Consider the following 20,271-nt stretch of genomic DNA (forward strand, 5'->3'; position numbering starts at 1 on the left):
ATTTGTGGCATAAAATTTAAATTATCAATAATAATTATCAATTACAATTTATATGAACATACCAGTAAATTTAAAGTACACTAAAGATCACGAATGGGTTAGTATTGATGGCGATACTGCAACTGTAGGAATCACTGATTTTGCACAAAAAGAATTAGGAGATATCGTATATGTTGAAGTTGAAACTTTAGACCAGACTTTAGACAAAGATGAGGTTTTTGGTACAGTGGAAGCAGTTAAAACTGTTTCTGATTTGTTCCTGCCATTAACAGGTGAAATTATTGCATTCAATGATGCTCTTGAAAGTACTCCTGAAAGTGTTAATTCTGATCCTTATGGAGCTGGATGGATGATCAAGATAAAAATTGCAAATATGGCAGAAGTAGATGATTTATTATCTAGTGATTCTTACAAAGAACTTATTGGTGCCTAAACAAATATATTTTTTGGCCGCTTTATTATGGGCTGGAGTTATTGCTTTTTTTTGTTTGATTCAACTGAATAATGTTCCGCTGGGAGAGGTTTCAAATCTGGATAAATTAGTGCATGTCTTTTTTCATTTTGTTTTAACGATACTTTGTTTTTTGTTTGTTCAAAAATACACAAATGCGATTAACAGTTTAAAACCCATACTAATTTCTTTGCTGTTTTCTGTTTTTTTTGGAATAGGTATTGAAATAGCTCAAGAATTATTTACCACTACCAGGCATGCAGATGTATTTGATGTTTTAGCAAATTTATCCGGTGCAATTTTAGGAGTAGCAGTTATTATTTTATTTGATTTGAAAACAAAAATTACATAAAATTTAATTTAAATAGAGTCCCACTTTGGTGGGACTTTTTTATTTTATAGCATTCAGAAACACGAATGTTTATTTAGTTTGGTTTGTCTTTTTTTAAAAAGCATGTAAAAACTTCAGTTCTAGCGTTAAAAATACAAAATAGTGAAATTTTATAGTAAACTTATGTGCATATAAAATGTATTTTTGTGCGTGATAATCTACTCTAATTAAGAAATCAAAGCGCATGAATATCAAGCAATATTTAGATTCTACCTATTTAAAAACGGCAGAACAAGCGGGACTCAGCGAAAAAGAAAATACTTTGGTTGTCAAAGGATTTATCCAAGAAGCAATCGAGGAGCATTTTAAGCTTATTATGATTCGTCCTAATATGGTTTCTTTGGCAAAAAAAATGATACTAGAGGCAAATTCAGTTGTGGCAATAGGAACTGTAATTGATTTTCCGGAAGGGAAATCTTCATTAGAAAATAAACTTAGCGAAGCTCTTCAGGCGATACATGATGGTGCTGATGATTTAGATTTTGTGTGCAATTATGAAGCTTTTAAAAGAGGAGAAATAGCTTTGGTGAAAGAAGAAATTCTGAAATGTACTCAATTGGGTTTAGATAATAATAAGGTAGTAAAGTGGATTATTGAAGTGGCGGCTTTAAGTGATAAGGAAATTATCCAGTTGTCAAGTTTGATAAAAAATGTAATCGTTTCTAATTTTAAACAAGAGCTTTTCGCATCGGTTTTTGTGAAGTCCTCGACTGGATTTTATAAAACAGAAAATAATTTGCCAAATGGCGCCACTATTCCTTCAATAATGATGATGCTCGAAAATGCATTGCCCCTTCCGGTGAAAGCTGCAGGAGGCGTAAGAACGTATGAAGAAGCGGTTAAGATGATTCAATTGGGGGTTAAAAGAATAGGTACATCAGGTGCAAAAAGTATTGCTAACGGACAAAATTCACATAATGAATATTAAATTCACAAAAATTATAAACATGAAAAAAGGGTTGCTGGCTTTATTTTTATTTTCGTTTTCCTTTTTTGCATATTCCCAAGATTTCAATACGACTTCAGTACAATCTGGTAATTCGGCGGAGCGATTTCCTGTTTTTCCTGATTGTGTAAATTTGCAATCGAAAGTGCTTGAGAATTGCTTTTACAGTCAAGTTCAGGATTTTGTTTTTCAAAATTTCCAAGTTCCGGATGATTTAAAGCAAAATAATTTTAAGGGGAATGTAAAAGTTCTTTTTGAAGTGGACAGTAATGGTGTTTTTAAAGTGATTTATGTTGATGCTGTTGATGAGACGTTGATAAAAGAAACAAAAAGGGTTTTTGGTACATTTCCAAAAATAGAACCGTCTACCTATAACGGAAAACCTACCTATTCTAAGTTTACCATTACTATTGCCATACCTTTAAAAAGTAGAGCGGAAATCGAAGCAGAAGCTTTGGCGAAAGCCGAAATAGTTTCAAATAATAAACCGAAGCTTACTGAATTGGACAGTATTGTGTATAAAAAGTTTGCTAATCCGGAGTTTGAAAGCCATTTGAATGTTCCTTTTTCGCACAGTTACTATGCACAGTTTGATGGCTCTTTAAATCAAGTGGGAAGTAATAATCACACGGCTTCAAAGCCATATACGTATGCTGAGGTTTCAAAATATTACGACTTGAAAGCCGTTAATGAAAAGATAAAAAAGAAAGCTTCCGGTTGGTGGGCAAGAAAATTATGGAATGAGAATACTGTTGAAATTCAGGGCGAAGGATATTGGTTTACATTAAATCCTATACTGGATTTGCAGGTTGGTAAAGATTCAAAAAGTGAAGCCTCTTACAGTTATGTAAATACGCGCGGAATCAATTTTAGAGGAGGATTAGGCAAGCAGCTTAATTTTTCTACCACGGTTTTTGAAAGTCAAGGACGCTTTGCGGATTACTTCAATCGTTATGCGGAATCTATCAAGCCAGCGGGAGGAAATCCTGCTATTATTCCTGGGATAGGGATTGCCAAAGATTTCAAAACAGATGCTTATGATTTTCCTTTGGCTGAAGCCAATTTGACTTTTACGCCTAGTAAATATTATGATTTACAATTGGGTTACGGTAGAAATTTTATTGGTGATGGATACCGTTCTTTGTTAGAAAGTGATGGTGTCAGTCCGTATCCTTATTTTAAATTGAATACTAATTTTTGGAAAATAAAATATACTAATACCTACATGTGGCTCAAAGATGTTCGTCCTGAGGTAACATTAGAAAGAACATACGCTACAAAATTTATGGCAAATCATTATTTGAGTTGGAACGTTTCGAATAAATTGAATCTTGGTTTCTTCGAGTCGGTGATTTGGACCAATACGAATGACAGAGGATTTGATGTGAATTTTGTGAATCCAATTATATTTTATCGTTCGGTTGAATTCGCTTCTTCGGCAAGAAGTGGAAATGCAGTTTTAGGATTGACATTTAAGTACAAATGGAGCAATCAAATCAATTTTTACGGACAGTTTATTCTGGATGAATTTTCTCTTGGAGACATCAAAGAAGGAGACAATAGTTGGAAAAATAAGTACGGGTATCAGTTAGGTGTTAAATATTACAATGCTTTCAAAGTTGATAATTTACTGCTGCAATTAGAGTACAATCATGTGCGCCCTTATGTGTATTCTCATAGCATGCCAATCACAAATTATGCGCACAACAACCAGAGTATCGGACATCAATGGGGAGCAAATTTCAAGGAATTTATTGCTATTGCCCGTTATCATAAAGGAAGACTTTTTGCTGATGCAAAAGTTACTGTGGGGACTCGAGGATTTGATTTTGATACCGCCGAAGACGGTTTTAATTACGGAGGAAATATCTATAAGGATTATGATGAAAACAGAGCTCTTGATAGTGGTGTAAAAGTAGGTCAGGGAAATAAAACGGCTGTTTTTATAGCTGATTTTCAAGGAGGGTATTTAGTGAATCCGTCGACGAACCTGAAACTTTTTGGAAGTTATATTTACAGAAGTTTTGATCCTGCAAAAAACACCGCAACCACTTTCACTGAAAGCACTAATTGGTTTACTTTAGGATTGAGAGCTGATATTTTTAATTGGTATTTTGATTATTAATCTTTTTGTGAATTGTTTTTTGTCAAATCCCTTTTGATACACTACTTTTGCAAAAGTTTTTCAAAACAAACAAACTCTAGTATTGAACGCAACACAAAATACATTTTCATTAAAATCCATTTATATTGATTTCCGAGAGATCACTAAGGCGCGTTTAGCTATTAGTGTCGTGTTTTCGTCTATCGCGGGATTTATGCTTGGGATTTATGATTTGCATTCATTGGATTGGATGGTTTTGCTAAAATTGGCAGTTGGTGGCTATTGTATGGTAGGAGCATCAAATGCTTTTAATCAAGTTATCGAAAAAGATTTAGATGCCTTGATGGATAGGACTAAAAATTGTCCCGTTCCGGCTGGCAGAATGTCTCAGACTACGGCTTTGATTATAGCGAGTCTTTTAACAGTTGTTGGAATTGCATTGTTGTATACAATCAATCCAAAAACTGCTATGTTTGGCGCCGTTTCAATATTTTTATATACAAGCGTTTATACTCCTTTGAAAACGATGACTTCATTGTCTGTTTTTGTTGGTGCTTTTCCCGGGGCAATTCCTTTTATGTTGGGTTGGGTTGCGGCAACAGGAGAATTTGGGATAGAAGCTGGAACCTTGTTTTTAATTCAGTTTTTTTGGCAATTTCCCCATTTTTGGGCAATTGGGTGGTTTTTGTATGAAGATTATGAGAAAGCCGGTTTCTTTATGTTGCCTACAGGTAAAAAAGACAAAGGGACAGCCTTGCAGATTATTTTATATACAGTTTGGTTAATTTTAGCGTCACTTTTACCAGTTTTGGGATATACTGGTCGTTTGTACATGACGCCAGTTGCTGCGATTGTTGTATTTTTACTTGGATTATGGATGCTTTTTTATGCTGTTCGATTATACAAATTAAGAACTGCAAAATCGGCCAGAACTTTAATGTTAGTTAGTGTTTCTTATATTACATTGTTACAATTGGTTTATATATTTGATAAATTTTTAAGATAGTTATGGAGATGATAATGACAACTGAGGAACAAAAATCTAGAACTGCAAGATCATATAAGTTGATTTTGTTGTTTGCAATGGTTAGTATGACTATGATGTTTGCTGGGCTTACCAGTGCTTTTGTAGTGAGTAAATCCAGAGCAGACTGGTTGAAGGATTTTCAATTACCAATAGCGTTTTATTACAGTACTGCAGCAATAATAGGATGTAGTGTTGCTTTTCATTTGGCTAAAAAAGCGATTCAGAAAAACAATCAAAGTAAAACGACAATTTTTCTTTTGACTACATTAGTTCTAGGAATATTGTTTGTAATTTTACAGTTCGTAGGATTTGGTCAAATAGTGGATAATGGGTATTATTTCACCGGAAGTGGAAGCTCAATAACCACTACTTTTTTATACGTTGTTACGGTTGTGCACTTGATTCACCTTGCTGGTGGCGTGATTTCACTTCTAATTATAATTTATAATCATTTTAAACAAAAATACAATTCATCTCAAACCCTTGGAATTGAACTAGGTGCAATGTACTGGCACTTTCTTGACTTATTGTGGGTTTATTTGTTTTTGTTTTTATATTTCTTTAAATAAGAAAAAAACGTAAATTTGGGAACTTTTTAACGAATAACTTTTATGGAAGCGACAGTTACTACTGCAAATAGTGAAGAAAAAACTTGGGGAGGCGGCAATGAGCCAATGGGAGCAAGTTATGGCAAATTAATGATGTGGTTTTTTATCGTATCGGATGCTTTAACGTTCTCTGGATTTTTAGCAGCTTACGGTTTTTCTCGATTTAAATTTATTGAAACTTGGCCATTGGCCGATGAAGTGTTCACTCACTTTCCATTTATGCATGGAGTATCTGCTCCGATGTATTATGTGGCATTAATGACTTTTATTTTGATTTTTTCATCTGTAACAATGGTTTTGGCTGTTGATGCAGGTCATCAAATGAAAAAAAACAAAGTAGTTATTTACATGTTCCTGACCATTATTGGTGGTTTGATTTTCGTAGGATCTCAAGCATGGGAATGGAAAAATTTCATCAAAGGTGAATATGGTGCTATTGAAACAAAAGGAGGAAGTTTACTTCAGTTTGTGGATAAAGAAGGTAACCGTGTTGCTTTAGCTGAGTTTGCAGCTACTTTACCTGAAGAAAGAGAACAATTGACAAGAAGTAAAGGAAAATGGTTTATGGATGAACCAAGCTTGCCTTCTTATTCAGTTGCTGAAGTTCAAGCAGGTTTCAAAGCGCATCCTGAACTTTTAATCAGAACTGAGGTAATAACCAAAGAGAAGAAAAAAACAATTCTTTCAAGAGAAGAGTCTGAATTAAGATTGAGCCAAGCACATTATGTTGTTGAAGGCGCAAACTTGAAAAGAAACGAATACGGAAGTAAATTATTTGCTGACTTCTTTTTCTTTATCACTGGATTCCACGGATTCCACGTTTTTTCTGGAGTAATCATAAATATTATCATATTTTTTAATGTGTTAATTGGAACTTACGAAAAAAGAAAAAGTTATGAAATGGTAGAAAAAGTGGGTCTTTATTGGCACTTTGTCGATTTAGTTTGGGTATTTGTATTTACAGTTTTCTATCTAGTTTAATTTCAAAAAGTAATTATCATGTCACACGAACACGTATCTAATATAGGTAGAATCTGGAAAGTTTTCGGAATATTATCTGCCGTTACTATTGTTGAAGTTTATTTGGGTATTTTGAAACCAGATTTTCTTTTCATGAATGATTTTTTAAGTATGAACTTACTTAATTGGATATTCTATGCTCTTACTATTTTTAAAGCCTATTACATTGTATATGCATTTATGCACATGGAAGGTGAAAAAAGTTCTTTAAGAAGTGCAGTTGTTTTTCCAGTAATTTTTCTGATATTATATTTACTCTTCATTCTTTTGACAGAAGGGGATTATATTTATGAGGTTTTTAAGAATTCTACCATAAAATGGAATTTTTAACAAGATATTAATTCAAAAAGAGGGTACGCATTGCGTACCTTTTTTTATTTTTGTACTTTAATAAGTATCATTACAATGAAAAAAAATATTGTCCTTTTCGTTCTTTTTATTTTACCTATAGTTGCCTACCTTTTTTTTGCTTCAGGTGTCAACGGATTTACTAAATTACCAACAATAACTCCTAATACTGCTGATTTAGGGAATTGGCAATCTTTAGACGGTCAAAAAGTTAGTTTGAATGGCAAAGTAACTATTCTCGGTTTTATGGGTACTGAGCTTTTAAAAAACAGAGGAAATCTTTTCAATTTAAATCAAAAAATTTATCAAAGGTATCATGAGTTCAAAGATGTTCAGTTTGTGATGATTTGTCCAACCGGAACTGAAAAAGATGCTAAAAAAGTGGTCGATGCTTTGGGCGCTTTTACTGATGTTGCCCAGTGGCGATTTGTATTCGCACCTACGGAAGAAATTAACGCCTATTATTCCCAATTAAAATTAGTGGAGAAATTAGATGAGAATTCTGGTACGCCAAAAGTTTACATTATTGATAAAAAACGAAATCTTCGCGGTCGAAAGCTTGTTAAAGATGCTAAAGAAGGGTATAGTACATTTCACCCGGCGGAGTTAAGTAACGAAATGCTGGATGATTTTAAAGTCATTCTTTATGAATATCGTGCAGCCCTTAAAAAGAACAATAACGCCACCAGAAAAATTTAATATTTTATGTTCAAAAATAAATCATACATAGGAATCTCTTTTATTATTTTGATTTTTGGGATTTATGCAGTTCCAAAAATAGTAGAGAGAATTAAAAACGATAAAGTGGTTCAAGGGGATAGATTAGACAGTGTTAATCCAGTAACTGCAGAAGAAGGGCAGTTAATTAAAATAGGTCCTGCACCTAAATTCGAATTAATAAATCAAGATAATAAGAAAATTACTAATGAAACGTACAAAGGGAAAGTGTATGTTTTAGAATTTTTCTTTTCTACCTGTCCAACGATTTGTCCAAAAATGAATGAAAGCATGTTGGTCTTGGAAAAGAGTTTTTTTGGAAATCCTAATTTTGGAATTGTTTCTATTACTATTGATCCAGAACATGACACGCCACAATTATTAAAAGAACATGCGAATTTTTTAGGAGTAAAATCGTCTAATTGGAATTTTTTAACTGGAGACAAAGCCTATATTTTTAATTTAGCCAATAAAGGTTTTAATCTTTATGCTGGTGAAAACAAAAAAGTTGCCGGTGGTTTCGAGCATTCAGGATTGTTTGCATTGATTGATAAAAATGGAAACATCCGTTGTAGAAATGATGATTTTGGAAATCCAATTTTATATTATGATGGTTTGGATAAAAAAGGAGTAAGAAACATTCAACAAGATATTAATATTTTATTAGAAGAATAATAATGGAAAATAATTCGTTAGAGCAGAGATTCAGTAAGTTCATTATTGCAGTTTCAATTTTAATACCCGTTGTGGTTGCCATACTTTTTGGGGTTAAACTAAAAGATTTTGGATATAATGTAGAGCCACTTTCATTTTTGCCACCAATCTATGCAACTACCAACGGAATCACAGCTATTATTTTAATCGCGGCTGTTGTAGCCATTAAAAACGGAAAAAGAAAACTTCATGAAAGGTTGATGACGAGTGCAATTGCCTTGTCTGTTGCTTTTCTAGTGATGTATGTGGCATATCACATGACTTCTGATTCTGCTGTATTCGGAGATTTAAATCATAACCGTTTATTGGAAGATTCTGAAAAATTAAGTATCGGATCTTTGAGAATAGTTTATTTGCTAATTTTAATTACGCACATTGTTTTGTCAATTGCTATTATTCCGATGGTTTTAATAACGTATGTTAGAGCATTGGCAGAAAATTTTGATAAGCATAAAAAAATCTCCAAAATTACTTTTCCAATCTGGTTGTATGTTGCCGTAACTGGAGTAGTTGTTTATTTAATGATTTCACCGTATTATGTATACTAACTATTTAAGTAATAAAAGTAAAGTGGTTAAAGCTTCTGGAAAAGTAAAAAGAAATGGTAAATCGTACCTTTTTTCTTTATTGTTAATTCTTGTTTTCAATCTCTTTTCGCTATCAGCAAATGCGCAATGTGCCATGTGTCGCGCCGCCTTGACCAGTAAAGAAAATACAACTAAAGCAGCGGCGGTAAATGACGGGATTGTTTATTTAATGGTAATTCCTTATCTTCTTGTTGCAGGAATTGGTTATGCTATTTATCGAATGAAAAAGAAAAAATCCTAAAAATTTCAATAGGAATATCAAAAGTCAATCTGAAAATAGTGTATTTCTGTTTAAAGGATATGGTTTACTCATTACTAAAAACTGACCACTGATCAATCTATTTCAATCCATCTACGGAAACATTTACGGTTCCTTTTACTTTTATAAAAGCAATAATAGCTTGGTTTGTCAATTGGATTTTCTGAAATTGAATCTCTTCCATTTTTCCATTTACAAAAACACCTTGCATGGGAGAGTAGTTTTTTAAATAAGTCATCATGCTTTTTTGACCTTCTTCAAGATTTGGTTTTATGGAGTAGCGACAACTTTGCTCTATTTTTCTTAAGATTAATCCTTGCGCTAACCAATTAGCAGTTCGCATTAATTTATTTTTTGTGTCCAAAGCATAATCCAATTGATCAAAATATACTTCTTTGGTTTTGTCGTTATATTGTGGAAAACCGGCTAAATAGATGGTTCCGTTTACAGAACCCAATACATCTAATGCAATTATCATTTTTCCGTTTTTGTGCCAAATAGCAACATTCTGAACTTTTACTTTCTTGGATCCTGAACCAAATTCTTGTCCGGCAAAATTCTTGGTCATTAGTTTTGATGCTTCCAGATAAGTAGAAACAGCAACAATGTTTGCCGTTATCTCCTGAGGGATTTTGGATACTGGTTTTAAAACAATTTTACTGGCATTAAATTTAGATTCCGGTTGCTTTCCTATTAATGTTTCCATGTTGCATTTCATTCCCATTTCCAATACAAAAGTGTCGTTTTTGAGTTTGGCATTGGTAGAATAAATTTCAATAGGAACAATTCGAAGCCAACTTTCATACGCATCGCTCATTTGAAAAGGAACACAAATTTTCTCTAAAGCCGCCAAAACATTTGGTTTGAAATCCATTGATTTTGCAATAGCATCATCAATTTTCTTTTCTATTTTTGATTTGAAAAGCTTTATTCCGGGATTGATAAGATAGGTTACAGGAACATTTTTTCCAAAAACGGTCATTGTCGGACTTTCATTCCAATCCAATGATTTTAATTCCGTTTTAGTATTCATTTTCCAATTGGTCAAACCTACATCACTCAGTAAAGTTACGACGCCATCAAGATTAAATTCTTTAGTGTTGTATAATTCAACGCCCATTTTCTTAGTTCCAATCCTATATTTTACGATAGCTTTCAAAGGTAAGACGGTTCTAATTTTTTGACCATTGGCTCCGTTGTCATTCTTGATTGTGATTGGTGCCAATTTCCAAATCTTCATTTCAATATCATCATCTTCAATATTGTTGTCTTCATAAATTAGCCCATTCAGGAGTGAGTTCGTTTGATTTTCTATATCCTTCAATTTTACGCTGATGGGCAAATTGATAAAGGAAGGAGTGTTCTCGTAAACCAAAGGTGTGGCATCGTCCGGTTCTGGTTTTAGAGTAGCTATTTTATTAGTTGTTGAACAGCTTGTTATCAGTACGATAGACAGGATTATAAGTAGAGCTGAAAAGTATTTATGCATTTTATTTTAGTTTGGTGAGGCAAAATTAGCAAAACAATTCTTTTTTAGGATTAATGTGTAACATTTTCACAACAATTAAGTCTTATGATTAAATTCCTGATAAAGGTATTAACGTTTTCTTATTACAATTTCTTTTAGAGAAGAATTAATATTGTTTTAAAATTAACATAATTATGATTGAAATTAAAGATTTGCATAAATCCTATAAAATGGGAAATTCCGAATTACATGTATTAAAAGGAATTAATTTCAACATTAAAGAAGGGGAATTAGTGGCTATTATGGGGTCTTCTGGTTCAGGAAAATCTACACTGCTTAATATTCTTGGGATTCTTGACGAAGCGGATTCAGGGAATTATATTTTGGATAGTGTGCCTATTAAAAATCTCAACGAAACTATTGCTTCAAGATATCGTAACAAGTTTTTAGGTTTTGTTTTTCAATCTTTTAATTTGATTAATTATAAAAGTGCTTTGGATAATGTGGCGATGCCATTGTATTATCAAGGTATAAAAAGAAAAGAACGCAATGAAATTGCCATGAATTTTCTGGAGAAAGTAGGTTTGTCTTCGCATTCTCATCACTTGCCAAATGAACTTTCCGGTGGGCAAAAACAGCGTGTCGCTATTGCAAGAGCATTAGCATCAAATCCGAAAGTATTATTGGCCGATGAGCCTACAGGAGCTTTGGATACCAAAACATCTTATGAGGTTATGGAGTTGATACAAGGGATTAATGACGAGGGAAAAACCATTTTGATTGTAACACACGAGCCTGATATTGCTGCTATGTGCAAAAGAAATGTAGTTTTAAAGGATGGTTTAATCATCGATGATAAATTAGTAGAACAAGTAAGAGCATCCGCTTATGTTTAATGTAGAACGCTGGCAGGAAATTTTTGAGGCAATTGCCAAGAACAAACTGAGAACGTTTCTCACGGGAATTTCTGTGGCTTCTGGAATTTTTATATTAGTCATTCTTTTGGGTGCGGGCAAGGGACTTCAAAACGGAATTGAAAAACAGTTTGAACGTGATGCCGATGGATTAATTTCTGTGTGGTCTGGCACGACAACAAAAGGCTATAAAGGGTTGAATCCGGGTAGGCAAATTCAATTCAGAAATAGTGACTATGCTATTTCAGTTCAGAAATTCGGAGATCAATTAAACATAAAATCTGCGAATTATATTTTCTGGAACGGGGTTATGACATATGGTAAAGAAACTGGAAATTACAGATTTATTGGGGTTTATCCCGATTATGTAAATGTTGAAAATGCAACTATTGTTCAAGGAAGATTTATCAATGAAAATGATTTAAAAAATAGCGAAAAAGTAACCGTTATTGGACAAAAAGTAAAGCTGGATTTATTTAAAGAAAAAAATCCTATTGGTGAACAACTTGTGATTAATAATATCACCTTCAAAGTGGTTGGTGTTTTTACAGATCCAGCTGGAGAAAGAGAGGAGTCCAGGGTTTATTTGCCAATAACCACAACTCAGCAAGCCTTTGGCGTAGGTGATAAAATCAGTAATTTGGATTTTACGCTCACAAAAAAAGACACTTATGAGGAAGCTTTAGCGCAATCAACAAAATTTACGGAAGAGTTAGGACAATTATTGAGAAGTAAAAATATAATTGCACCGGATGATGAAAGTGCCATAGGAATTAATAATTCCATAAAAAATGCAAAACAGTTTTATGATTTAAATCTGTATATCCGATTGTTTTTTTGGTGGGTTGGAATTTGTACCATAATAGCTGGAGTCGTTGGAGTTAGTAATATTATGTTGATTATTGTAAAAGAAAGAACCAAAGAAATTGGTATTAGAAAAGCACTTGGAGCATCTCCGGTTTCTATTATTGGAATGATTTTGCACGAATCCATTTTTATTACGACAATAGCAGGATTTGTGGGGCTTTTATCAAGTTTATTATTGTTGGAATTAGTAGGTCCGCTAGTATCAAGCGATTATTTCTTGAATCCCGAAGTTGATTTTAGTATCGCTTTAACCACCTTGATATTATTAGTTGTAGCTGGCGCTTTAGCTGGATTTTTCCCTGCATACAGAGCCGCCAAAATAAAACCCATTGTAGCACTTAGAGACGAATAATTATGTTTGACAGAGATAAATGGAACGAGATTTTAGAGGCTTTAACTGCTAATACATTCAGGACGATTCTTACTGCGTTTGGTGTTTTTTGGGGGATATTTATTTTGGTAATATTACTCGCGGCAGGAAACGGATTAGAAAATGGCGTTAAAAAAGGGTTTGACGGAATTGCTACCAATACCATGTTTATGTGGTCACAAACTACTTCAAAACCGTTCAAAGGATTGCCTGCAACCAGACAATTTGACTTTAAAAACGTCGATGTTACTGCTTTGAAAGAGAATTTTCCAGATTTATTATACGTTTCACCCAGAAATCAATTGGGTGGTTTTGAAGGAGCAAATAATGTAGTCAGAGGAACAAAAACGGCAGCTTATACTATTTATGGGGATTACCCAGAGTTGATTAAGCAAGAATCGATGGATATTATAAAAGGACGTTTCGTAAATCAACAAGATATAGTATTGAAGCGTAAAGTTGCGGTTATTGGTCAGGGTGTAATAAGCGAAATGTATGAAAAAGCAGAAGAGGTTATTGGAACTTATATCAAGATTAACGGAGTGAATTTTATGGTTGTGGGTGTTTATAACTCAAAATCCAGAAATAATGGTGATGCTGAATCTGCACAAAAAAATATTTTCATGCCATTTACTACCTTTCAACAAGCGTTTAATTATGGTGATACAGTAGGATGGATGGCGCTTACAGCTAATGATGATGCTTCAATTACGGAGTTAAAACCTAAAATTTTAGACTTCATGAAATCCAGACATTCGATACATCCTCAAGATGACAGGGCGATTGGGAATTTTGATTTGTTTCAGGAGTTCAGTAAAATACAAGGCTTGTTTCTTATTCTAAGATTCATTGCTTATTTTGTAGGGACATTGGTATTGCTTTCGGGCGTAATTGGTATTTCTAATATCATGTTGATTGTTGTCAAAGAACGTACAAAAGAAATAGGAATTCGAAGAGCTTTAGGTGCAACACCGGGCGCGATTCGTTCCCAAATATTATCAGAAGCTATTTTTCTGACTATCATAGCAGGAATGTTTGGAATTGCATTGGCCACAGGATTATTAGCAGTTTTAAATATGGTTTTAGAGTCGATGCCAAGTGAAGGAATGATGTTCGCGAATCCAAGTGTAGATTTGACAGTTGTATTTATTGCTTTGTTCATACTCATTGGTTCAGGTTTATTAGCAGGATTAATTCCGGCTCAAACTGCCATAAATGTAAAACCAGTAGACGCATTAAGAACAGAATAAAGTATCAATCAAAAATTATTTAATCGATTAAACATAAGCAAAATGAAAAAAGGATTAACCATAACTATTTTAATTACAATCGCACTAGTCTTCTTTGGTGCTTTGTATTATTTGTATGCCAAGAATCAGGAATCTCCAATTGTTTTTGAAACCGATAAGGCAGAAATAAAAACGATTGTAAAAAATACCATTGCAACCGGTAATATTGTTCCAGATGAAGAGGTGCTTATCAAACCTAATATTTCAGGTATTATTGAGGCGGTTTATATTAAGGCCGGTGAAAATATCAAAGCGGGTGATTTAATTGCAAAAATTAAAGTTGTTGCCAATGTATCTAACTTGAGTAATTCTCAAAACCAGGTTCAAACCTCCAAAATTGCTTTAGACAATCAGGAGAAAGTGTTTTTGAGACAAAAAACGTTGTTTGATAAAGGCGTTATTTCGGCAAATGATTTTGATGCGGCACAATTAGCGTATAAGCAAGCCAAGCAGAATTATAGCGCATCTCGACAAGGATATGATATTGTAAAAACAGGAACAACTTCTGGATTGGGAAGCTATGCCAATACTTTGATTCGTTCTACAGTAAATGGAATGGTGTTGGATGTTCCGGTAAAAGTAGGAAACCAAGTGATTGAAAGTAATAATTTCAATGAAGGAACAACAATAGCAAGTGTTGCCGATGTTGGGCGTATGATATTCGTTGGAAAAATTGATGAATCAGAAGTAGGTAAAATAAAAGAAAAATTACCAATCGAAATTACTGTTGGTGCTATTGAAAACAAAAAATTTGATGCGGTTCTGCAATATATTGCTCCAAAAGGTAAAACAGAAAATGGAGCAATTCAATTCGAAATAAAAGCATCTTTGACCAATAGAGATGATACTTTTATCAGAGCAGGTTTAAGCGCTAATGCCTCGATTATTTTGGAAAAAGCGGATAAAGTTTTAGCAATAAAAGAATCATTGATTCAATTTGATAAAAAAACACAAAAACCATATGTAGAGATTGAAACCGGAGTACAAAAATTCACAAGAAAAGATTTAGTCTTGGGTGTCAGTGATGGGATTTATGTCGAAATCAAAAGCGGAATTAAAGCTTCGGATAAAATAAAAGTATGGAATCAAGGGCTGAAAAATGAAGAAGTGAAGCCTTAAAAATACACTCAAAAAAGAATTTTAGTTTTTAAAAAAATGTTAAATATGTGTAGTACCTTTGCTACACTTTCATTCAAAATATATGAAAAAAAATAGTTGTATCAGTTTCGTTTTTATCGTGCTGTTTGGTTTGTCCGTTCAGGGACAATCCAAAAAATGGACTCTGGAAGAATGCGTAAAGTATGCCATACAAAATAATATCTCCATCAAACAATCCGAGTTAGATACTAAAACGGCGGCCATTGATAAAAAAGGAGCGATTGGGAATTTCCTTCCATCATTGAACGCCAGTGCTTCTCATTCCTGGAATATTGGTTTGAATCAGGATATTACAACAGGACTTTTGCGTAATCAAACGACTCAGTTTACGTCTGCTGGAGCAAATGTGGGAGTGGATATTTACAAAGGTTTACAAAACCAAAACACATTGCGTAAAGCCAATCTTTCGATTGTGGCGGCGAAGTATCAGTTGCTTAAAATGCAGGAGGATGTTGCATTGAATGTTGCCAATGCTTTTTTACAGGTGCTTTTTAATAAGGAAAACTTAAAAGTGCAAAAAGAACAATTGGGAATTAATGAAAAACAATATGCACGTTCAGAAGAATTAGTTAAAGCGGGATCTATTCCACGTGGCGATTTATTGGACATAAAAGCTACTGTAGCATCAAACAATCAAAATGTTATTGCTGCTGACAATGCGTTATTGATTTCAAAATTAAGTTTAGCTCAATTATTACAGTTGAAAGACTTTGAAAATTTTGATGTTGTTGATGATACTGATGTTAAAGATGAAAATAATATTATGGCACAATCTCCAGCGGCCATTTATGATAAAGCTAAAGAAGGCAGAACAGAATTGAAAATTGCCAGAACTAATTTAGAGATTGCACAAAAAAATGTAGAAATTGCCAAAGGAGCTTTTCAGCCTACTTTACAAGGGTTTTACAGTTTTAACAGTAGGGTTTCGTATGCAGATGTTCCTGCATTTGACAGTATGGGAAATATAATTGGAACAAAAAGTCCAGCACCATTTTTTGATCAATTCAGTGATAATAAAGGACAATCTTTTGGAGCTCAGTTATCAATTCCTATCTTTAATGGATTTTCGGCAAAAAATAATGTGGAGCGTTCTAAAGTAAGTTTAGAGAGATCAAAAATTGCTGTTGAGCAACAAGATTTAGATTTACAAAGAAATGTTTTCACGGCATTTGCTGATGCAAAAGGCGCCTTGAATGCTTACGAATCTTCGGTTGTAGCACTTGAATCGAGACAAGGAGCGTATGATTATGCCAAAGAAAAATATGCAGTTGGTTTGATGAATTCTTTTGATTTTAATCAATCTCAAACCTTACTTACAAATGCACAATCAGATGTTCTTAGAACCAAATACGATTATATTTTTAAAATTAAAATATTAGAATTCTATTTTGGAATTCCACTTATCAAAAACTAATTTATCATGTCAAAGAAAACAATTTATATCCTAATAGGTGGAGCAATAGTACTTATCGCAGCGTTGATAGCACTTTCAAAATCTGGAGTTATCGGAAATAAGGACAAAGGAACTGAAGTTGAAATTGCCCAAGTTATCCCAACAACTATTGTTGAAACAGTTTCGGCAACAGGGAAAATTCAACCAGAAATTGAGGTTAAAATTTCATCTGAGGTATCAGGGGAGATTATTTCTTTAAACGTAAAAGAAGGACAAGTCGTAAAGAAAGGGGACTTATTGGTCAAAATAAATCCAGATTTGTATACTTCGGGTTACAATCGTTCGGTTTCAAATTTATCAGGAACCAGAGCAAATTTGAGTCAGGCCGATGCTTCGTTCAAGGAATCTAAATCAAGTCACGACCGAAATAAAACATTATTCGATAAAGGAATTATTTCAAAGTCGGATTGGGATAAAGCTGTTGCCTCTTATGAAGTGGCTAAAGCTGCAAAGCAAACAGCTTATTTTAATGTTCAAAGTGCTTCCGCAACTGTAAATGAGGCCAAAGACAATTTAGGACGTACTACAATTTATGCACCGGCAGATGGAACAATTTCTATGCTAAACGTAGAATTAGGAGAGCGTGTTTTAGGAACACAACAAATGACCGGGACGGAGATTTTGAGAGTGGCCAACTTGAATAATATGGAGGTTGAAGTAGATGTCAATGAAAATGATATTGTGAAAATAAAAGTAGGTGATGATGCTAATGTTGAAGTTGATGCGTATCTAAAAAAACAATTTAAAGGTGTCGTAACTAGTATTTCTAATTCAGCGAGTTCCGCTTTGACAGCAGATCAGGTTACTAATTTTAAAGTTAAAGTAAGAATCCTTAAAGAATCGTATCAAGATTTATTAGAAGGAAAACCGGATACATATTCCCCTTTTAGACCAGGAATGACTGCAACTGTTGATATAATTACAGAAACAAAAACGAATGTATTGTCTGTGCCAATTAGTTCCGTTGTGGTAAAATCAGATACGACAGCTGTAAAAGAAATTAAAGTCGAAGATCCTAATGAAGAGCAAAAAGGAGCTGCGCCAAAAAGTGATAAGAAATTTGAATGCGTATTTGTAAAAGTGGGTGATAAAGCTAAAATTAGAATCATCAAAACCGGAATTCAAGACGATACAAATATTGAGGTTTTAACAGGTCTTAAAAAAGGAGATGTTGTTATAACCGGACCTTACAGCACCGTTTCGAAGGACTTAAATTCTGGAGATAAGGTAACGCTAAAAACGGATAAGGATAAAGCAGAAAGCAAGAAATAAAATAATACACTAATATTTTAAAAATCACAATCATGGAATACATTTCATGATTGTGATTTTCAAGTTAAAATAAAATCTGAAAATTGGAATACATTCTCAACATCGAAACCGCTACAAAAAACTGTTCTGTTGCTCTTGCAAAGGGCGGAAAAACTATTGTGTGCAAAGAAATTGCCGAAGAAGGATATTCTCATGCAGAACGACTTCATGTTTTTATTGAAGAAGTTATAAAGGAGGCGGGAATTACGCTCAATGATTTATCTGCCATCGCAGTGAGTCAAGGTCCAGGTTCTTATACTGGATTGAGAATAGGAGTTTCAGCAGCCAAAGGACTTTGTTACGCACTGGATATTCCATTAATTGCGGTAGATACTTTACAGGCTTTGGCGTCACAAGTGACCATTTCCAGCGGATTGATTATCCCTATGATTGATGCTCGAAGAATGGAAGTGTATAGCGCTGTTTTTGCTCCAAATTACGAGCGAAAAAGAGAAGTTCTTGCCGAAATAATTACAGAGAATTCATTTGAGGATTTGGAGGAAACACTTTATTTTATTGGTGATTGTGCTGAAAAATGCAAGTCGGTTTTGACTAAAGAAAATTATATTTTCCTTGACGAAATTGTATATCCTTCTGCTAAAGAAATGAGTGCGATAAGTTTTGAAAAATTCAAAAAAAGCGACACTGTAGATGTCGCCTATTTTGAACCGTATTATTTAAAAGACTTTATGATTACCACTTCAAAGAAGTAATTTTTGATTAAGAATTTTCCGGGGATGATTCTCTTACATAAGGTTGTATAACTATTCCAGCAGTATCAAATGCTAGTTTGCAGCTTTCTAAAGTTTCAGAGAAAACGATACCATAATCTTCATTATTTGCCCATGGCCTCACCGCAAGCTGAATGGCATTGTCAGTTAAGTTTTTTACAGAAACTTCGGCAGCTGGAGTTTGAAGTACTTTTGGATTGTTTTTTAAAATAGCAGTAATTATCTCTTTCACTTTTTTAATATCCGTATCATAGGAAATAGCGATGGTCAAATCGGCTCTTCTGATTTTTTGCAAAGAATAATTGATAATGTTTCCATTTGACAAAGCTCCATTCGGCACAAAAATAGTTTGATTATTAGCTGTAATTAGTTTGGTTACAAATATTTGTATTTCACTCACGGTTCCAATTACTCCTTGTGCTTCAATGGTATCATGTACCTTGAAAGGTTTGAAGAGAATAATCAACATACCACCAGCAAAATTTGATAACGAACCTTGAAGTGATAAGCCTACTGCAAGTCCCATTGCACCTAAAATGGCAACAAATGACGAAGTTTCTATTCCTAGATTTGAAATGAAAGTCACAAACAAGAGTACTCTCAAAACCCAAAGTAAAATATCGGCAAGGAACTTTGTCAAAGTAGGATCTAAATCTCTTTTTATCATTAGTTTTCTAATGAATCTATTGATAAGCCGAATGGCGTAAAGACCAATAAATAAAATGACAAAGGCAGAAATAATTTTTGGCGAATAATCAACCAGTACAGTGATAAATGTATTGGCATAATCAGTTAACTGATTTGGATTTAAGTTCATTTTTTATCTAATAAAAAACCTTCCCAAAAGAGAAGGTTAAGTTTGAAGTGCAAAAATACAAATAAATTATTTTTTTATAAATTAATCTGCGTCTTCTTCTATTTTATTTATGGTTTCTTTAGCTTTTTCAGTGGCGTCTGCATCACCGTCATTTGCTAATTCACTTGCTTTTTCAGAAACAGTTTCGACAGCATCAGTAGCTATAGTTTTAGTTTCACTTGCTATTTCTTCTACTTTTTCTGTTGCTGTAGCCGTTTTTTCTTTTACGGATTCTACTACTTTCTCAGAATGTTCAGTGACAGTTTCTTTTGCATGACCAGCAAAATCTTCTACTTTATCTATAATTGGAGCTGCAGTTTCTTTTACTTTTTCAAATGTTTCTTCTACAAAAGTTTCGGCTTTTTCAAGGTAAGGAGTTGCAGTTTCTTTTGCTTTTTCAAATGTTTCTTCTGCAAATGTTTCTGCTTTTTCTAGGTATGGTGCAGCAGTTTCTTTTGCTTGCTCAAAAGTAGTTTCGGCTTTGTCAGCTAATTCGCTGGCAGTTTCTTTGGCTGAGCCAAATAAATTTTTAAAAAATGAAGATAGTCCCATGGTATTTTTATTTGATTAGTCTTACAATATTAAACAATTTTTTCTAGGATTACTTTATTAAACCATTAATAATTTGCTGAAAATCAGTATTTGGCATCAACTGTGTCCACTTTTGGCAAACATAAAACAA

At 33.6% G+C, this 20,271-nt stretch carries 22 protein-coding genes; 19 read left to right on the forward strand and 3 right to left on the reverse strand.

Annotation, left to right across the window (positions count from 1 at the left end; translation table 11 throughout):
* The first annotated feature begins 52 nt into the window (after nt 1-52).
* The 12 genes from gcvH to Q1W72_RS10685 all read left to right on the forward strand — a co-directional run bounded on the left by gcvH (nt 53) and on the right by Q1W72_RS10685 (nt 9,154).
* Entirely contained in the window at nt 53-433 is a 381-nt protein-coding gene (gcvH, locus tag Q1W72_RS10630; protein ID WP_099714316.1) for a glycine cleavage system protein GcvH, read from the forward strand.
* The gene (locus tag Q1W72_RS10635; protein ID WP_302135165.1) at nt 426-803 is read left to right on the forward strand and encodes a VanZ family protein; all 378 of its coding nucleotides are present in this window, start codon (nt 426-428) and stop codon (nt 801-803) included. The genes gcvH and Q1W72_RS10635 overlap by 8 nt, the downstream gene beginning before the upstream one ends.
* Before the next feature lie 223 nt (nt 804-1,026).
* Nucleotides 1,027-1,770 carry a deoxyribose-phosphate aldolase gene (gene deoC / locus Q1W72_RS10640; protein WP_302135167.1) on the forward strand — a complete coding sequence of 248 codons (744 nt, stop codon included), beginning with the start codon at nt 1,027-1,029 and terminating at the stop codon, nt 1,768-1,770.
* 19 nt (nt 1,771-1,789) lie between these two features.
* On the forward strand, nt 1,790-3,913 hold the full coding sequence (locus Q1W72_RS10645) for a gliding motility protein RemB (protein WP_302137938.1): 2,124 nt from the start codon (nt 1,790-1,792) through the stop codon (nt 3,911-3,913).
* An 82-nt stretch (nt 3,914-3,995) separates the two neighbouring features.
* Nucleotides 3,996-4,898 (forward strand): heme o synthase, encoded by a 903-nt coding sequence (gene cyoE, locus Q1W72_RS10650; RefSeq protein ID WP_302135168.1) that lies wholly within the window; start codon nt 3,996-3,998, stop codon nt 4,896-4,898.
* Between the two features lie 2 nt (nt 4,899-4,900).
* Entirely contained in the window at nt 4,901-5,488 is a 588-nt protein-coding gene (locus Q1W72_RS10655) for a cytochrome c oxidase subunit 3 (protein WP_099714319.1), read from the forward strand.
* Between the two features lie 42 nt (nt 5,489-5,530).
* The gene (locus Q1W72_RS10660) at nt 5,531-6,508 is read left to right on the forward strand and encodes a cytochrome c oxidase subunit 3 (protein WP_099714320.1); all 978 of its coding nucleotides are present in this window, start codon (nt 5,531-5,533) and stop codon (nt 6,506-6,508) included.
* A gap of 18 nt (nt 6,509-6,526) precedes the next feature.
* Nucleotides 6,527-6,877: a cytochrome C oxidase subunit IV family protein gene (locus Q1W72_RS10665; protein WP_099714321.1), complete on the forward strand. Its 351-nt coding sequence runs from the start codon at nt 6,527-6,529 to the stop codon at nt 6,875-6,877.
* Nucleotides 6,878-6,952: 75 nt separating this feature from the next.
* Complete coding sequence (locus Q1W72_RS10670; protein WP_302135169.1) at nt 6,953-7,594, forward strand: hypothetical protein; 642 nt, start codon at nt 6,953-6,955, stop codon at nt 7,592-7,594.
* Between the two features lie 6 nt (nt 7,595-7,600).
* The gene (locus Q1W72_RS10675) at nt 7,601-8,287 is read left to right on the forward strand and encodes an SCO family protein (RefSeq protein ID WP_099714323.1); all 687 of its coding nucleotides are present in this window, start codon (nt 7,601-7,603) and stop codon (nt 8,285-8,287) included.
* 2 nt (nt 8,288-8,289) lie between these two features.
* Nucleotides 8,290-8,874, forward strand: a complete 585-nt coding sequence (locus Q1W72_RS10680; protein WP_099714324.1) for a DUF420 domain-containing protein — start codon at nt 8,290-8,292, stop codon at nt 8,872-8,874.
* Nucleotides 8,864-9,154 (forward strand): hypothetical protein, encoded by a 291-nt coding sequence (locus Q1W72_RS10685; RefSeq protein ID WP_099714325.1) that lies wholly within the window; start codon nt 8,864-8,866, stop codon nt 9,152-9,154. The genes Q1W72_RS10680 and Q1W72_RS10685 overlap by 11 nt, the downstream gene beginning before the upstream one ends.
* A gap of 97 nt (nt 9,155-9,251) precedes the next feature.
* On the opposite strand, the gene Q1W72_RS10690 is transcribed toward Q1W72_RS10685, so the two are convergent.
* The gene (locus tag Q1W72_RS10690) at nt 9,252-10,661 is read right to left on the reverse strand and encodes a DUF4403 family protein (protein WP_099714326.1); all 1,410 of its coding nucleotides are present in this window, start codon (nt 10,659-10,661) and stop codon (nt 9,252-9,254) included.
* 173 nt (nt 10,662-10,834) lie between these two features.
* On the opposite strand from Q1W72_RS10690, the gene Q1W72_RS10695 reads away from it, so the two are divergent.
* The 7 genes from Q1W72_RS10695 to tsaB all read left to right on the forward strand — a co-directional run bounded on the left by Q1W72_RS10695 (nt 10,835) and on the right by tsaB (nt 18,715).
* Nucleotides 10,835-11,536: an ABC transporter ATP-binding protein gene (locus Q1W72_RS10695; RefSeq protein ID WP_099714327.1), complete on the forward strand. Its 702-nt coding sequence runs from the start codon at nt 10,835-10,837 to the stop codon at nt 11,534-11,536.
* Nucleotides 11,529-12,773, forward strand: a complete 1,245-nt coding sequence (locus Q1W72_RS10700; protein WP_099714328.1) for an ABC transporter permease — start codon at nt 11,529-11,531, stop codon at nt 12,771-12,773. Before Q1W72_RS10695 ends, Q1W72_RS10700 begins: the two co-directional genes overlap by 8 nt.
* 2 nt (nt 12,774-12,775) lie before the next feature.
* On the forward strand, nt 12,776-14,041 hold the full coding sequence (locus Q1W72_RS10705) for an ABC transporter permease (protein WP_099714329.1): 1,266 nt from the start codon (nt 12,776-12,778) through the stop codon (nt 14,039-14,041).
* 42 nt (nt 14,042-14,083) lie between these two features.
* Nucleotides 14,084-15,199 (forward strand): efflux RND transporter periplasmic adaptor subunit, encoded by a 1,116-nt coding sequence (locus Q1W72_RS10710; protein ID WP_099714330.1) that lies wholly within the window; start codon nt 14,084-14,086, stop codon nt 15,197-15,199.
* A gap of 82 nt (nt 15,200-15,281) precedes the next feature.
* Nucleotides 15,282-16,652 carry a TolC family protein gene (locus Q1W72_RS10715; RefSeq protein WP_099714331.1) on the forward strand — a complete coding sequence of 457 codons (1,371 nt, stop codon included), beginning with the start codon at nt 15,282-15,284 and terminating at the stop codon, nt 16,650-16,652.
* A gap of 6 nt (nt 16,653-16,658) precedes the next feature.
* The gene (locus tag Q1W72_RS10720; protein WP_302135178.1) at nt 16,659-17,963 is read left to right on the forward strand and encodes an efflux RND transporter periplasmic adaptor subunit; all 1,305 of its coding nucleotides are present in this window, start codon (nt 16,659-16,661) and stop codon (nt 17,961-17,963) included.
* Nucleotides 17,964-18,046: 83 nt separating this feature from the next.
* Nucleotides 18,047-18,715, forward strand: coding sequence for a tRNA (adenosine(37)-N6)-threonylcarbamoyltransferase complex dimerization subunit type 1 TsaB (gene tsaB / locus Q1W72_RS10725; protein ID WP_302135180.1), 669 nt, complete (start codon nt 18,047-18,049; stop codon nt 18,713-18,715).
* Between the two features lie 7 nt (nt 18,716-18,722).
* On the opposite strand, the gene Q1W72_RS10730 is transcribed toward tsaB, so the two are convergent.
* Nucleotides 18,723-19,550, reverse strand: a complete 828-nt coding sequence (locus Q1W72_RS10730) for a mechanosensitive ion channel family protein (RefSeq protein ID WP_302135181.1) — start codon at nt 19,548-19,550, stop codon at nt 18,723-18,725.
* A gap of 81 nt (nt 19,551-19,631) precedes the next feature.
* Complete coding sequence (locus Q1W72_RS10735; RefSeq protein ID WP_199716385.1) at nt 19,632-20,141, reverse strand: YtxH domain-containing protein; 510 nt, start codon at nt 20,139-20,141, stop codon at nt 19,632-19,634.
* Between the last annotated feature and the right edge of the window lie 130 nt (nt 20,142-20,271).

It is taken from the genome of Flavobacterium sp. ZE23DGlu08, from assembly GCF_030505335.1.
GTDB lineage: Bacteria > Bacteroidota > Bacteroidia > Flavobacteriales > Flavobacteriaceae > Flavobacterium > Flavobacterium algoritolerans.

Excerpts from the sequence above, each read along its gene's own strand:
- gcvH (WP_099714316.1), top strand. The coding sequence starts at position 53 with ATGAACATACCAGTAAATTTAAAGTACACTAAAGATCACGAATGGGTT.
- deoC (WP_302135167.1), top strand. The coding sequence starts at position 1,027 with ATGAATATCAAGCAATATTTAGATTCTACCTATTTAAAAACGGCAGAA.
- Q1W72_RS10645 (WP_302137938.1), top strand. The coding sequence starts at position 1,790 with ATGAAAAAAGGGTTGCTGGCTTTATTTTTATTTTCGTTTTCCTTTTTT.
- Q1W72_RS10655 (WP_099714319.1), top strand. The coding sequence starts at position 4,901 with ATGGAGATGATAATGACAACTGAGGAACAAAAATCTAGAACTGCAAGA.
- Q1W72_RS10660 (WP_099714320.1), top strand. The coding sequence starts at position 5,531 with ATGGAAGCGACAGTTACTACTGCAAATAGTGAAGAAAAAACTTGGGGA.
- Q1W72_RS10665 (WP_099714321.1), top strand. The coding sequence starts at position 6,527 with ATGTCACACGAACACGTATCTAATATAGGTAGAATCTGGAAAGTTTTC.
- Q1W72_RS10670 (WP_302135169.1), top strand. The coding sequence starts at position 6,953 with ATGAAAAAAAATATTGTCCTTTTCGTTCTTTTTATTTTACCTATAGTT.
- Q1W72_RS10675 (WP_099714323.1), top strand. The coding sequence starts at position 7,601 with ATGTTCAAAAATAAATCATACATAGGAATCTCTTTTATTATTTTGATT.
- Q1W72_RS10680 (WP_099714324.1), top strand. The coding sequence starts at position 8,290 with ATGGAAAATAATTCGTTAGAGCAGAGATTCAGTAAGTTCATTATTGCA.
- Q1W72_RS10685 (WP_099714325.1), top strand. The coding sequence starts at position 8,864 with ATGTATACTAACTATTTAAGTAATAAAAGTAAAGTGGTTAAAGCTTCT.
- Q1W72_RS10690 (WP_099714326.1), bottom strand. The coding sequence starts at position 10,661 with ATGCATAAATACTTTTCAGCTCTACTTATAATCCTGTCTATCGTACTG.
- Q1W72_RS10695 (WP_099714327.1), top strand. The coding sequence starts at position 10,835 with ATGATTGAAATTAAAGATTTGCATAAATCCTATAAAATGGGAAATTCC.
- Q1W72_RS10700 (WP_099714328.1), top strand. The coding sequence starts at position 11,529 with ATGTTTAATGTAGAACGCTGGCAGGAAATTTTTGAGGCAATTGCCAAG.
- Q1W72_RS10705 (WP_099714329.1), top strand. The coding sequence starts at position 12,776 with ATGTTTGACAGAGATAAATGGAACGAGATTTTAGAGGCTTTAACTGCT.
- Q1W72_RS10710 (WP_099714330.1), top strand. The coding sequence starts at position 14,084 with ATGAAAAAAGGATTAACCATAACTATTTTAATTACAATCGCACTAGTC.
- Q1W72_RS10715 (WP_099714331.1), top strand. The coding sequence starts at position 15,282 with ATGAAAAAAAATAGTTGTATCAGTTTCGTTTTTATCGTGCTGTTTGGT.
- Q1W72_RS10720 (WP_302135178.1), top strand. The coding sequence starts at position 16,659 with ATGTCAAAGAAAACAATTTATATCCTAATAGGTGGAGCAATAGTACTT.
- Q1W72_RS10730 (WP_302135181.1), bottom strand. The coding sequence starts at position 19,550 with ATGAACTTAAATCCAAATCAGTTAACTGATTATGCCAATACATTTATC.
- Q1W72_RS10735 (WP_199716385.1), bottom strand. The coding sequence starts at position 20,141 with ATGGGACTATCTTCATTTTTTAAAAATTTATTTGGCTCAGCCAAAGAA.